A 13,351-nucleotide genomic window follows, 5' to 3' on the forward strand; every position below is an offset into this window, starting at 1 on the left:
AGAGCCCCGGTTTATTTTGGGGCTTTGTCCTTGTAGGTAATGCTTATAAAATTATTTACTTCATTAATTGATTTGCTTGATGGCACTTGTCTATCTGTTTCCCAATTATTTATTGATTTTATATCAACTTCAAATTTCTCTGCAGCTTCAGTTACTAATAAGCCATGGTAAAAACGCGCCTTTCTTATTTTTTGCCCAAGTGTATCTGCAGGCATCTCCTCAAAAGTTCCTAAATAATAAATGGGTCTATCTAATATTTCAGCAAGCTTTCTTAAATTGGGAAGGGAAGGTTGAACAACATCTCGTTCAATATTGCCTATGGTATTAACACTGACACCTATAAGCAAAGCTAATTCCTTAATAGTAAGATCTTTAAGTTGTCGAACATATCGGATACGAGAACCAGAAGAAACGAGTGGTTCGACTAGGTGTTTTATGTTAGAAAATTTTTTCCTTCTTATTATATAGTTGCCCGAGTTGTTATCCGCACGGACAAGGATTTAGCGAACCGGCAAGCAGAAAATGAGCAGGAAAAGTAAATGCCGCTCGTGAACGACTGATCGTCACCTTATGCTCCTCTAGTGGTTGTCTGAGAACTTCGAGTACGTTGCGAGAGAACTCAGGCAACTCATCGAGGAATAACACACCTAAATGGGCGAGGCTGACTTCACCTGGTTTAGGGATGCCACCACCGCCAATCAACCCACCTGCGGAGATTGTATGATGTGGAGAACGAAAAGGGCGACGCTTGATCAAGCCAGTCTCTGAACCTTTAAATTTACCTGCAGAGCTATAAATCTTCGTAACCTCAAGAGACTCCTCTTGTGATAGTGGAGGGAGGATAGATGGCAGCCTGCGGATTAACATTGTTTTTCCTGTGCCAGGGGGACCGATGAGCATGATGTTATGCATTCCAGCTGCTGCGATGGTTAAGGCCCGTTTGACATGACGTTGTCCTAGAACATCACTGTAGTCCTCTATGGGTTCATGTGGATAATTAGAGGCTTGGGTTTGTTTTGTTGGCTTTTTTTCCAAATGTTCTAGAGAAGTGAGCACCAGTGGTGTCTCTTTGTCCTGTGTTGCTTTATTTGTTTGAAAAGGGGAAAGATCATGCAAGTGCTTCAGACCATATACTTTAATACCCTCTAAAAGTAAGGCTTCTTCAGTATTGTCTGCTGGAAGAAGTACGGCGTTAAACCCTTGGCGGAGAGCATGATCCACCATGGACAATACTCCGCGAACTGGTCGTAAGGCTCCATCTAGAGATAGTTCACCAATAATAAGGAGACGCTCACCAGGTGGTAGTATGATTTGATCACTGGCTGCAAGAATACCAAGTGCAATAGCCAAATCGAAGGCAGAGCCTTCTTTGCGAAGATCCGCAGGTGCCAGATTGATGGTTATACGCTGTAGCGGGAAAGTGTAACCGCAATTTTTGATCGCTGCTCGGACTCGATCTACCGCTTCTCTTATCGCTGAATCGGGTAAGCCCACGATATTCGTTTGGGGGATCCCGTTCGATAAATCGACTTCCACCTCGATAATTACACCATCAATACCATATAAACATGCGCTGAATAATTTTCCATACATAACAAAAAACACCCCTTATCCGTTTATTCTCATCGTGAAATAGAGCTCACTAAGTGAGAGTTACAGAGGTGCTTCCTCGTTTTCGTATTGTCTTTGACCGTATTCTAGGATTTTGTCTATGAAAAGTCAAGTAACTGTATCTTTAAATTAACTGAAAAGATTTTGCAAGAGAAAAGTTCACAATATTGAAATTCGTCATAATGAGACAAATTATGCAGGATTGATCTCAAATAGAGATATTTTTTTGGAATATTATAGGGGTGGATTATTTTGCGATTATATCCAACCGTTTGGTACTTAAGGGGATATGAGTAGATGATAAAATTTTACTCTCTAGTAACTATTCCATACGATGGAATGAATTGATCTCAAAATTAGATGAGAATGATATAAAAAAGTTGTGTATAAATCATGAACTTTTTAAGGAAAGCGTTTTAAAAACGTGATACAATGATCTGGGTTTCAACTATTCATCCGTAAAATTGTGTGTTCAATAAGTCAAATTGACTTTTGAACAACCTCTAAAACCGCCTGTTGATAGGAGGATTATAATCATGAATATCCACGAATATCAAGGAAAAGAAGTCTTGAAGCAGTATGGAGTTGCCGTACCAAAAGGACAAGTAGCATTTACGGTGGATGAAGCTGTGGAAGCAGCGGTAGCGTTGGGAAGTCCGGTAGTGGTAGTTAAGGCACAGATTCACGCCGGAGGCCGGGGAAAAGCCGGTGGCGTCAAAGTGGCTAAAAGTTTGGATGAAGTACGACTTTATGCTGAAGAAATTCTCGGTAAAGTGCTGGTGACACATCAGACGGGCCCAGAAGGTAAACAAGTAAAACGTCTGCTCATTGAGCAGGGATGCGACATCAAGAAGGAATATTACGTAGGTATTGTAGTGGACCGGGGAACAGGTTGTGTTGTTCTAATGGCATCTGAGGAAGGTGGAACGGAGATTGAAGAGGTTGCTGCGGCAACACCAGAGAAAATTTTTAAAGAAGTTGTTGATCCGGCTCTAGGTCTTCAGGCTTATCAGGCTCGTAGATTAGCTTACGCCATTAATATTCCAAATGAGCTAGTGAACAAGGCGGTAAAATTTATGCTCTCATTATACGAAGCATTTGTCGACAAGGATTGTTCAATTGCTGAGATCAATCCACTAGTAGTAACTGGTGACGGCGATATTATGGCGCTGGATGCGAAATTGAATTTTGATTCCAATGCACTGTTCCGTCATAAGGATATATTGGAGCTTCGCGATTTGGAAGAAGAAGACGAGAAAGAAATCGAAGCTTCCAAGTTTGATTTGAGCTACATAGCACTGGACGGCAATATTGGCTGCATGGTGAATGGGGCCGGTCTAGCCATGGCTACGATGGATATTATCAAATACTATGGAGGGGACCCGGCTAACTTCCTTGATGTTGGGGGCGGTGCAACAGCTGAGAAAGTAACGGAAGCCTTCAAGATTATTTTATCGGATACTAAAGTGAAGGGGATATTTGTAAATATCTTTGGTGGCATCATGAAATGTGATGTCATAGCTTCAGGAATTGTGGAAGCTGCACAACAAGTTGGTTTGGATCGTCCACTCGTAGTTCGATTGGAAGGAACTAACGTCGAGCTTGGCAAAGGTATCCTTGCAGGCTCGGGCCTAGCTATTGTGTCGGCAGACTCTATGGCCGATGGCGCCCAAAAGATCGTATCATTAGTATAGGAAGCTCAAAAAGTCATCTATTGATCACGATGTAATCCTAGAAGATAATTCGACATCGAATCTAGCTTCACCCCTTGAAGTCCGTTGCTCATGTAGGTTCTGCCTACACTCCGCTACTCCTTCTGCGGTCTGAAGCTACCTTCTCGGTGCTGAATAGTCGACTTTTTGAACACGATTCTGTTTCATAATATATTCACCTTAACCATGAAGTGGAGGTTCTAATCATGAGTATTTTGGTCGATAAAAATACAAAAGTTATCACCCAAGGGATTACTGGGAAAACTGCCCTGTTCCACGCCAAGGGTGCCCTTGATTACGGAACGCAAATGGTGGGCGGAACATCACCTGGTAAAGGTGGTACTGTAGTTGATATAGCGCTGGACAATGGTAACACTGTAAGTCTACCTGTGTTTAATACGGTGAAGGAAGCAAAAGAGGCGACGGGAGCTACTGCAAGTGTTATTTATGTTCCACCAGCTTTTGCCGCAGATTCTATACTGGAAGCCGTTGAAGCAGGACTCGAGCTCGTGATTTGTATCACGGAGGGAATTCCCGTGCTAGATATGGTTAAGGTGAAGCGTTATATGGAAGGTAAGTCTTCTGTGCTGATCGGACCTAACTGTCCTGGTGTTATTACTCCAGGGGAATGCAAGATTGGCATTATGCCTGGATATATTCATTTACCAGGTCATGTTGGTGTTGTATCTCGTAGCGGGACGCTGACTTATGAGGCGGTTCATCAGTTAACGACACGTGGAATCGGACAGTCTTCTGCAATTGGAATTGGTGGAGATCCGGTCAAAGGATCGGAGTTCATCGATATTCTACGTCGATTCAATGATGATGACGCAACGAAAGCTGTCATTATGATCGGTGAAATTGGGGGTACGGCAGAAGAAGAGGCAGCAGAGTGGATTCGTGATAACATGACGAAACCAGTTGTTGGCTTTATTGGTGGCGTTACTGCACCTCCAGGAAAAAGAATGGGCCACGCAGGTGCCATTATTTCCGGAGGAAAGGGTACAGCTGAAGAAAAGATCAATAAATTAGAATCCTGTGGAATCAAAGTGGCTCCAACGCCTTCAGAGATGGGCTCCACGTTAGTTAGCGTGCTCGAAGAGCGGGGAATTCTTAATCTCTGCACGACACACTAGTAATTATTTGGTACAATATAGCAAAGGTAAGCAACCTTCTAGGCCATTTCAGGTCCAGGAGGTTGCTTTTTTTTGTTATTTTTTATTGGTAATTTTTAGTTAAATTGATTGATCGTGTTCCAAATATATTGAATGGGGGAGTTTGAAATGGATAAGAAGTGGATACTGATAGGGTTAGATGGTAGTCCAGGATTGGGATGGAAGCGAATATCGAATATAGTGAAATTTGATGATGAATGGGAAAATGCCTTGGACTTTACACCTGCAGATTGGATACAGCGGGGACTAAGTACGGAGTTAGCAAACGAAATGTCGAGTCGATTTACTGCCTCTTGGGTAGAAGAAAGAGTAGAGAAAATGGATAAGAAAGGGATTCAATTTATCTCGTATTGGGATGAAGAATATCCCATATTAATGAAGGAAACCAATAACCCTCCATGGGTTCTTTATGCTAAAGGTGATAGTAGATTGTTATCTACCCTATCGGTGGCGATGGTAGGAACGCGCCTCCCAACCGCTTATGGACGCAAGGTAGGCGAAATGTTAACTGAGGGGCTCTGTGCCCACGGTGTTACGATTGTGAGTGGACTTGCGAAAGGTATTGACGGTGTGTGTCATGAAGCTGCTCTGAACTGTGCTGGATCAACGATAGCTGTACTTGGTACTGCCATAGATATTGCCTATCCACCAGAGCATAGCTCCTTATACAGACGGATTGCTGAACGTGGGTTGATTATATCCGAGTATCCAATAGGAACGGCAGGGCATCCAGGTCTATTTCCTCAGCGAAATCGCATCATAGCGGGAGTAACCCGTGGAACTGTAATTGTTGAAGCGGATGCCCGCAGTGGATCGCTGATAACCGCAGATCGCGCACTGGATGCCAATCGAGATATCTTCGCTGTTCCAGGCCCGATCACTTCACCCAAGAGCCGAGGTTGCCTCGAATTACTGAAGCAAGGTGCCAAAATCGTAACGGATCCGAGCGATATTTTAGAGGAATATGGCCTTTGGTCACAAGGGAAAAAAGTAGATATGAACAAAGGTCTGACAGATTACGAGTTGACAGATGAGGAGCAGCGCATATACCATATGTTGGAGCAGGGAACCCGTAGTTTTGATGAGCTGATGAATTTATCAGAATGGGATTTTGGACTTTTACATTCAGTTCTGTTATCTTTAATCATGAAAAAAGCGGTGGTACAACTGCCTGGTTCTGTTTATAAACTAATATAGTTCATTCCAACTGAGAGTGGCTTAATAATATGGCCTATATGATAATCAGGATAAATTAGACTGTTATGTTCGAGAGGAGGATGAACCTATGGCGGATTCTCTTGTCATCGTGGAATCGCCTGCAAAGGCGAAGACGATAGGTAAGTACTTAGGAAGCAAATACATCGTGAAGGCCTCGATGGGTCATGTTCGTGATTTGCCTAAGAGCCAAATTGGGGTTGAGGTAGAGAATGACTTCAGTCCGAAGTATATTACGATTCGTGGAAAAGGTTCTATATTAAAGGAATTAAAAGATGCTAGTAAAAAGGTTAAAAAAATATACCTAGCGGCTGACCCTGACCGTGAAGGTGAGGCTATCGCTTGGCATCTAGCTCATGCGCTTGATATGGATGAGACTGAAACATGCCGGGTTGTATTTAATGAGATTACAAAAGAAGCTGTTAAAGATGCATTTAAAACTCCGCGCAAAATCAATATGGATCTTGTTAATGCTCAACAGGCCAGACGGATACTAGATCGACTTGTCGGTTACAAAATTAGTCCGTTGCTCTGGAAGAAGGTTAAGAAGGGTCTTTCTGCTGGGCGGGTACAATCCGTAGCGGTTAAGATCATCTTGGATCGGGAGAATGAAATTTCGGAGTTCATTCCTGAAGAGTATTGGAGTATAACAGCCAAATTAAAAATTAAGGATTCCGCTTTCGAAGCTAAATTTCATCATTATAAAGGCGAGAAGCTGGAACTTACTAACGAAGCTCAAGTCAACGAAATTTTAAAATCTATTGAAGGCGCTAAATTCAATGTAACGAATGTGAAGGAAAAAGAACGTCTCCGTCATCCAGCTGCACCGTTCACAACAAGTTCACTGCAACAGGAAGCTGCTCGTAAGCTAAACTTCCGGGCGGCCAAGACGATGTCTGTCGCTCAGCAGTTGTATGAAGGGGTGGACCTTGGTAAAGAAGGTACAGTTGGTCTGATTACCTATATGCGTACAGATTCGACGCGTGTAGCGGCCTCAGCCCAAGAAGATGCAAAGGAATTTATCTTAGGTAAATATGGTGAGACCTTTGTACCTGAAACACCGCGCCAATATTCCAAAAAGGCAGCCAACGCACAGGATGCGCATGAAGCTATACGCCCAACTTCAGCTCTGCGTGATCCAGATTCTGTCAAAGCATTTACAAGCCGTGAGCAGTACCGTTTATATAAACTGATCTGGGAACGTTTCATGGCAAGTCAGATGTCTTCAGCCTTACTAGATACATTATCTGTAGATATCGCCGCAGGAGATACAACGTTTCGTGCTGTAGGTTCCAAGATTCGATTCCATGGATTTATGAAGGTGTATGTCGAAGGTAATGACGATGGAACAACAGATGATGATAAATTTTTGCCACCACTGCAGAGTGGAGACAAACTCAAGACCGAGGAGATCGAACCGAAACAGCATTTCACCCAACCGCCACCAAGATATACGGAGGCCCGTTTGGTGAAAACGCTAGAGGAGCTCGGAATTGGACGTCCTAGTACCTATGCGCCGACACTGGAAACGATTCAGAAACGTGGTTATGTAGCGATTGAAGAGAAGAAATTTGTACCTACTGAACTTGGTGAGTTAATTATTGAGCAGATGGAGCAATTCTTCCCGGAAATCCTCAATGCAGAATTTACTGCCAACATGGAAGGTAATCTCGACCATGTAGAAGAAGGATCAGAAGATTGGGTACAAGTATTGAGTGATTTCTACGAGACGTTTGAGAAGCGGCTTGAGGTTGCAGAAGAAGAAATGAAGGAAATCGAAATTGAAGACGAGGTTTCGGACGAGATTTGTGAAAAATGTGGAAGACATCTCGTTTACAAATTGGGGCGGTTCGGTAAATTCCTGGCTTGTTCCGGTTTTCCTGATTGTCGGAATACGAAGCCGATCATCAAAGATATAGGCGTAGCTTGTCCTAAATGTAAAGAAGGTCATGTGGTGGAACGCCGCAGTAAGAAAGGTAGAGTATTTTATGGTTGTGATCGTTATCCAGAGTGTGACTTTGTGTCATGGGATAGACCTTCAACGAAGCCATGTCCGAAATGCGAGTCGATGCTCGTAGAGAAGCGGAATAAACAGGGCGGTAAGCTACAATGTACGTCCTGTGATTTTACGGAGCTTATTGAAGATAACGACGACGCCTCCGAAGAATAAAACAATGACAACTGGGGGTTATTCATTTGGCAGATTCAACAAATAGGGTTACCGTTATCGGAGCGGGTCTGGCAGGTAGCGAAGCAGCCTGGCAGATTGCGAGCCGAGGTATCCCGGTGACATTATACGAAATGCGTCCGGTAGTAAAGACACCGGCTCATCATACAGATAAATTTGCTGAGCTCGTATGTAGTAATTCGTTACGGGCGAATGGTTTAACCAACGCAGTTGGTGTTCTAAAAGAAGAAATGCGGATGTTGAATTCACTTGTACTAGGTGCGGCTGATCGTAATGCCGTACCCGCAGGTGGTGCACTCGCGGTAGATCGTGATGGTTTCTCTGGAGAGATTACCCGGACGTTGCACGAGCATCCACTAGTAGAAGTAGTAACCGAGGAGATCACCGAGATCCCTCAAGATGGAATCGTAGTAATAGCTACAGGCCCCCTAACCTCTCCGGCATTGTCGGAGCAGATTCAACGGCTAACGGGTCAGGATTATTTCTACTTCTATGATGCTGCTGCTCCCATTGTGGATAAAGATTCAATCGATATGGATAAGGTATATCTTGCTTCTCGTTATGATAAAGGAGAAGCAGCATATCTTAACTGTCCGATGAATGAGCAAGAATTCGATGCATTTTATGAAGCTCTTATAACTGCTGAGGTAGCTCAATTAAAAGAATTTGAGAAAGAAGTATATTTTGAAGGCTGTATGCCGATTGAAATCATGATGCGTCGAGGCAAACAAACAGCGTTATTTGGCCCGATGAAACCGGTTGGCTTGCCCGACCCAAGAACAGGAAAAATTCCGCACGCTGTCGTACAGCTTCGTCAGGATAATGCCGCAGCAACACTTTATAATTTGGTTGGTTTCCAGACTCATCTTAAATGGGGAGAACAACAACGTGTGTTTTCCATGATTCCTGGCTTGGAGAAAGCTGAGTTTGTACGTTATGGTGTTATGCATCGGAATACATTTCTTAATTCGCCTAAGTTGCTTTTACCTACTTATCAGTTAAAGAGTCAGCCTAAGCTATTCTTTGCGGGTCAAATGACGGGGGTTGAAGGTTATGTTGAATCTGCAGCATCTGGTCTTCTTGCGGGAATTAATGCTGCTCGGCTAGCATGTGGCGAGGAAGGGATCGTTTTTCCTGAGGATACAACGCTTGGAAGTATGGCGAGGTATATTACTACAGCCGACTTTGAGAATTTTCAGCCGATGAATGCGAATTTCGGATTATTTCCTAATCTAGATATTCGCTACCGTAAAAAAGCGGAGAAGAAGGAAGCACTTGCTCATCGTGCACTAGATAGTATGTCTGCATTTATTGCCGAAAGTAAATTGGGTTGAATGGTTTGTTTGTTGATGGAATATGCTTGAATATGTGTTCAAAAAGTCGGATTTTCAGCATCGGAAGGCCTGGCTGAATCCAAGATTCGATGCGACTACGCCCCTTGATATACTTCGTGATCAAAAGATGACTTTTTGAACTACCTCTTTAAATGTAGATAAGAGATGGAAGGAAGCGGTTAACATGATTCCAACTTTTCATGCCACTACAATTTGTGCTGTTCGTCATAATGGTAAGGGTGCGATTGCCGGAGATGGACAGGTTACCTTTGGAGAAAGCGTCGTTATGAAGCAGACAGCCAAAAAAGTTCGCAGATTGTACCGTGGTCAAGTTATAGCTGGTTTTGCAGGATCAGTTGCTGATGCAATTACGCTGTTTGAGAAATTCGAAGGAAAGTTAGAGGAGCATCATGGCAATCTACAGAGAGCTGCAGTAGAGCTTGCTAAGGATTGGCGACAAGACCGAGTACTTCGTAAGCTAGAAGCGCTGATGATTGTTATGGATAAGTCTGGCATGCTACTCATATCTGGAGGAGGAGAAATCATCGAGCCTGATGATGATCTTCTGGCTATTGGTTCTGGGGGGAATTTCGCCCTTTCAGCAGCTAGAGCACTAAAACGACATGCCGTTCATCTTGAAGCTAAGGATATCGTCCGTGAATCTCTTCAGGTGGCTTCAGAGCTATGCGTCTACACTAATAGCAATATTATTGTAGAAGAACTTTGATGGAGCGACCTAGACCTCGTCCTTGTGATACTCATTCACGTTTGGACTTGGTCCATTTATTGATTGTCCGGGCTTACCGGACTTTTTTTCGTGAAAGAGAATTAGTAATGTCAATGCTACCAATAAACCTTTCAGGAGGGACGTCTCATGACTAACGGAAACTTAACACCAAGACAAATTGTTGCTGAATTGGATAAGTATATTGTAGGACAGAAGCAGGCGAAGAAATCAGTTGCGGTTGCACTGCGTAATCGTTATCGTCGAAGCCTCTTAAGCGAGGATGTACAGGATGAAATTGTACCGAAGAATATACTGATGATTGGTCCGACTGGGGTCGGAAAAACAGAAATAGCTCGACGTTTGGCTAAGCTGGTAGGGGCCCCTTTTATCAAGGTGGAGGCGACTAAATTTACAGAGGTTGGATACGTTGGAAGAGACGTCGAGTCTATGGTGCGAGATCTGATCGAAACAGCGATCCGGGCAGTTAAGGCGGAGCGAACTGAGAATGTAAAAGATAAAGCCGAAGAACTTGCCAATGAACGCTTAGTGCATATCCTCGTCCCGTCAGATAGTAAGTCGAAGAGTGGGAGAAATCCGTTTGAGATGTTGTTTGGAAACAATCAAAACTCCACACCACCATCCCAGGAAGATACAGAGGAAGATAGCAACTTGACTGAACGCCGTCGCCAAGTTCGATTTAAGCTGCTCTCTGGTCAATTAGAGAGTGACACAGTAGAGATTGATGTGGAGGACAACGCTCCTAATATGATGGATATGTTTGCTGGCCAAGGAAATGATCAGCTTGGGATGAATATGCAGGAGATGTTCGGTAGCCTGTTGCCTCGACGTACGAAGAAACGTAAGCTAAGTATCAAAGAAGCACGGAAAGTGCTGATTCAAGAAGAAGCGGCTAAACTGATTGATCAGGATGACCTTACACAAGAAGCGGTGAGTCGGGTTGAGCAGTCAGGGATTATTTTTATCGATGAAATCGATAAAGTAGCTAGTCGTGGACAGGGCTCAGGGCCGGATGTATCCCGTGAAGGTGTACAGCGTGATATTTTACCAATAGTTGAAGGATCAACCGTCATGACGAAATATGGACCGGTTAAGACCGATTATATTTTGTTTATTGCTGCAGGAGCATTCCACGTTGCTAAACCTTCTGATCTGATCCCGGAACTCCAAGGTCGTTTCCCGATTCGGGTTGAACTGAGCAGTTTGTCCCTTGAAGACTTTGTTTCAATACTTACTGAGCCTCAGAATGCATTAACTAAACAGTATGTTGAGTTACTTCGCACCGAAAATATCGATATTCAATTCTCAACTGAAGCGATAAGGGAGATTGCCAAGATTGCTGCCTCTGTCAATTCGAATACGGAGAATATAGGAGCGAGACGTCTTCATACAATTCTTGAGAAGTTGTTAGAGGATCTGTCGTTTGAAGCGCCTGAGCTCACGCTTGATACCATGGTGATTACTCCAGAATATGTTCGTGAGAAATTAGGGGATATTGCTAAAGATCGTGATCTGAGCCAGTTTATTCTTTAAATCTGAGTTCAAAAGTCGGATTTTCAGCACCAAGAGCTTAAGCTTACGAAGCAGCGTTTTTTCAAAACACCTCAGAAGATTGAATGAAGATAGGGATTGAGGAGCGGAACGTAGGCAGAACCTATGTGAGCACCGGAAGGCCCGGCTGAATTTAATATTCGATGTCGAATCCACTTCTTGATATGCCTCGTGATCAAAAGATGACTTTTTGAGCAACCTCTTTAGCTAGGACTTGTAAAAATGATCACAATACCATAATTCAAGGCCGTTAGACCCAATAAAAGTGGTCTAGCGGCCATTATTTTTTTCTGTCGTCAATTTTTCGGTAATTTATTCTAAAATATGAGATAAATAACCAAAAAATGAACGGTTTTTCATTACTTTTTTTAAAGATAGGGCTTTTTTCTTATTGTAATAATGTCGAATCTGCTAGAAACTTAAGTTATGCATTATTAATATGTTTTAATTTGCGAATTAATTATGGAAAAATTTATTATTCAAAATGATTGTCGAATTTATTGTCGAAAAAAGAAGGACTGCACGTTGTTTTGTTGAATAAGTTGTGATAGAAATTTCGAGGATAACATGAGGGGGAGAGTAAATGCAGATAATGAGTGGTGCGGGATTTAATCGATTAGAGACCGCAATTGAAGCTGCTAATATGAGGCAGAGTGTTCTAGTAAATAACATTGCAAATAATGATACCCCTTACTTTAAACGATCATCTGTTTCATTTGAGAGTTTATTGCAAAATGAAATGAATGGTGAGATGCCAACACTTCGTGGGACAACTACAGATCCTAGGCATTTTGTCATAGGACCTTCGAATAGCACGCCCGATCCAACGGTAACCACGGATCAGACAACAGCAATGAATAATAATCAGAATAATGTGGATATTGATCGTGAAATGAGTTTACTAGCTGAAAATCAGCTTCGATATAATGCGTACATAGAACAATTAAATTATCAAATTAAAATGAAACAAACAGCTATTTCGAAGTGAAAAAACAGTATTGAAAGGGGATAAACTGCTTGAATATCAGTAACAGCTTCTCTATCAGTTCATCGGCTTTAACTGCACAACGGCTAAGAATGGACGTCATCTCATCCAATATTGCTAATGCTGAGACAACTAGAGCATCGGTTGTGGACGGTAAGGCGGTTCCGTATCGCCGCAAGACGGTAGTTATGGCTCCAATGCAACAAAGCTTCAGCAGTACGTTGAGCTCTGCAATGAACTCAGGACAAAGCGCTCAAGGTCAAGGTGTCAAAATTACATCGATCCAAGACGATCCTTCAGCGTTCAAACCAGTGTATAACCCTACACATCCTGATGCGGACAGTGATGGATATGTATACATGCCGAATGTGGATACTTTGAAAGAGATGGTAGATATGATCTCTGCTACTCGCTCCTACGATGCTAATGTAACTGCGTTGAATGCTACTAAGGCAATGATATCTAAGGCCTTACAAATAGGGAAGTAATAAATAAAACTTAGTCAGGAGTGTTGTTCGTTGATCCAAACAATCAATTTAAATACTACTAAAGCTTTGGAAGGTGTTGTTCAACCTAATAAACCTTCGATGCCAACTCCTTCGGAGTCAATCAAAGAATTTAGTTCATATTTGACGAATGCATTAAATGGAGTAGCGGCACAAGAGAAAAATGTTGAAACACTGAATTCGCAATTTCAGTTAGGTCAAGTTAGTGTCGACCAGGTGATGATCGCTTCGGAGCAAGCCTTGTTAAGTTTGCAGCTTACTACGCAAGTCCGAAATAAAGTGATAGAAGCTTATCAAGAGATTATGCGTACGCAAATTTAATAGACTAT

General features: G+C 42.7%; 11 protein-coding genes and 1 pseudogene. 10 read left to right on the top strand and 2 right to left on the bottom strand.

The genetic code is table 11. From position 1 onward, the window contains the following. Positions 1–11: 11 nt before the first annotated feature. Together IEW05_RS06440 and IEW05_RS06445 are read right to left on the bottom strand one after the other, a co-directional pair. Complete coding sequence (locus tag IEW05_RS06440; RefSeq protein WP_188540751.1) at positions 12–500, bottom strand: helix-turn-helix domain-containing protein; 489 nt, start codon at positions 498–500, stop codon at positions 12–14. Then, a pseudogene (locus IEW05_RS06445) lies at positions 484–1,593 on the bottom strand (YifB family Mg chelatase-like AAA ATPase); the annotation flags it as partial. The gene IEW05_RS06440 and the pseudogene IEW05_RS06445, both read right to left, overlap by 17 nt. 554 nt (positions 1,594–2,147) lie before the next feature. Here IEW05_RS06445 and sucC point away from each other — a divergent pair. From sucC to fliE, 10 genes are all read left to right on the top strand, one after another. Beyond that, entirely contained in the window at positions 2,148–3,305 is a 1,158-nt protein-coding gene (gene sucC / locus IEW05_RS06450) for an ADP-forming succinate--CoA ligase subunit beta (protein ID WP_188536924.1), read from the top strand. Positions 3,306–3,529: 224 nt separating this feature from the next. Next, entirely contained in the window at positions 3,530–4,459 is a 930-nt protein-coding gene (sucD, locus tag IEW05_RS06455) for a succinate--CoA ligase subunit alpha (RefSeq protein WP_188536926.1), read from the top strand. 147 nt (positions 4,460–4,606) lie between these two features. Beyond that, on the top strand, positions 4,607–5,695 hold the full coding sequence (gene dprA / locus IEW05_RS06460) for a DNA-processing protein DprA (protein WP_188536928.1): 1,089 nt from the start codon (positions 4,607–4,609) through the stop codon (positions 5,693–5,695). Between the two features lie 88 nt (positions 5,696–5,783). Beyond that, positions 5,784–7,883 carry a type I DNA topoisomerase gene (gene topA / locus IEW05_RS06465; protein ID WP_188536930.1) on the top strand — a complete coding sequence of 700 codons (2,100 nt, stop codon included), beginning with the start codon at positions 5,784–5,786 and terminating at the stop codon, positions 7,881–7,883. A 20-nt stretch (positions 7,884–7,903) separates the two neighbouring features. Continuing rightward, positions 7,904–9,235: a methylenetetrahydrofolate--tRNA-(uracil(54)-C(5))-methyltransferase (FADH(2)-oxidizing) TrmFO gene (gene trmFO, locus IEW05_RS06470; protein WP_373285822.1), complete on the top strand. Its 1,332-nt coding sequence runs from the start codon at positions 7,904–7,906 to the stop codon at positions 9,233–9,235. Positions 9,236–9,419: 184 nt separating this feature from the next. Beyond that, the gene (hslV, locus tag IEW05_RS06475) at positions 9,420–9,962 is read left to right on the top strand and encodes an ATP-dependent protease subunit HslV (RefSeq protein ID WP_308420381.1); all 543 of its coding nucleotides are present in this window, start codon (positions 9,420–9,422) and stop codon (positions 9,960–9,962) included. Between the two features lie 147 nt (positions 9,963–10,109). After that, positions 10,110–11,513 (top strand): ATP-dependent protease ATPase subunit HslU, encoded by a 1,404-nt coding sequence (gene hslU / locus IEW05_RS06480; protein WP_188536934.1) that lies wholly within the window; start codon positions 10,110–10,112, stop codon positions 11,511–11,513. A 601-nt stretch (positions 11,514–12,114) separates the two neighbouring features. After that, the gene (gene flgB, locus IEW05_RS06485; protein ID WP_188536936.1) at positions 12,115–12,519 is read left to right on the top strand and encodes a flagellar basal body rod protein FlgB; all 405 of its coding nucleotides are present in this window, start codon (positions 12,115–12,117) and stop codon (positions 12,517–12,519) included. Positions 12,520–12,548: 29 nt separating this feature from the next. Continuing rightward, complete coding sequence (gene flgC, locus IEW05_RS06490) at positions 12,549–13,004, top strand: flagellar basal body rod protein FlgC (RefSeq protein ID WP_188536938.1); 456 nt, start codon at positions 12,549–12,551, stop codon at positions 13,002–13,004. A 30-nt stretch (positions 13,005–13,034) separates the two neighbouring features. Continuing rightward, positions 13,035–13,343 (top strand): flagellar hook-basal body complex protein FliE, encoded by a 309-nt coding sequence (gene fliE / locus IEW05_RS06495; protein WP_188536940.1) that lies wholly within the window; start codon positions 13,035–13,037, stop codon positions 13,341–13,343. The last annotated feature ends 8 nt before the right edge of the window (positions 13,344–13,351 follow it).

The organism is Paenibacillus segetis, assembly GCF_014639155.1.
Classification (GTDB): domain Bacteria; phylum Bacillota; class Bacilli; order Paenibacillales; family Paenibacillaceae; genus Fontibacillus; species Fontibacillus segetis.

Bases quoted from the DNA above. Each gene is read 5' to 3' on its own strand.
- sucD (WP_188536926.1), top strand. From the start codon at position 3,530: ATGAGTATTTTGGTCGATAAAAATACAAAAGTTATCACCCAAGGGATT.
- hslV (WP_308420381.1), top strand. From the start codon at position 9,420: ATGATTCCAACTTTTCATGCCACTACAATTTGTGCTGTTCGTCATAAT.
- sucC (WP_188536924.1), top strand. From the start codon at position 2,148: ATGAATATCCACGAATATCAAGGAAAAGAAGTCTTGAAGCAGTATGGA.
- flgB (WP_188536936.1), top strand. From the start codon at position 12,115: ATGCAGATAATGAGTGGTGCGGGATTTAATCGATTAGAGACCGCAATT.
- topA (WP_188536930.1), top strand. From the start codon at position 5,784: ATGGCGGATTCTCTTGTCATCGTGGAATCGCCTGCAAAGGCGAAGACG.
- hslU (WP_188536934.1), top strand. From the start codon at position 10,110: ATGACTAACGGAAACTTAACACCAAGACAAATTGTTGCTGAATTGGAT.
- dprA (WP_188536928.1), top strand. From the start codon at position 4,607: ATGGATAAGAAGTGGATACTGATAGGGTTAGATGGTAGTCCAGGATTG.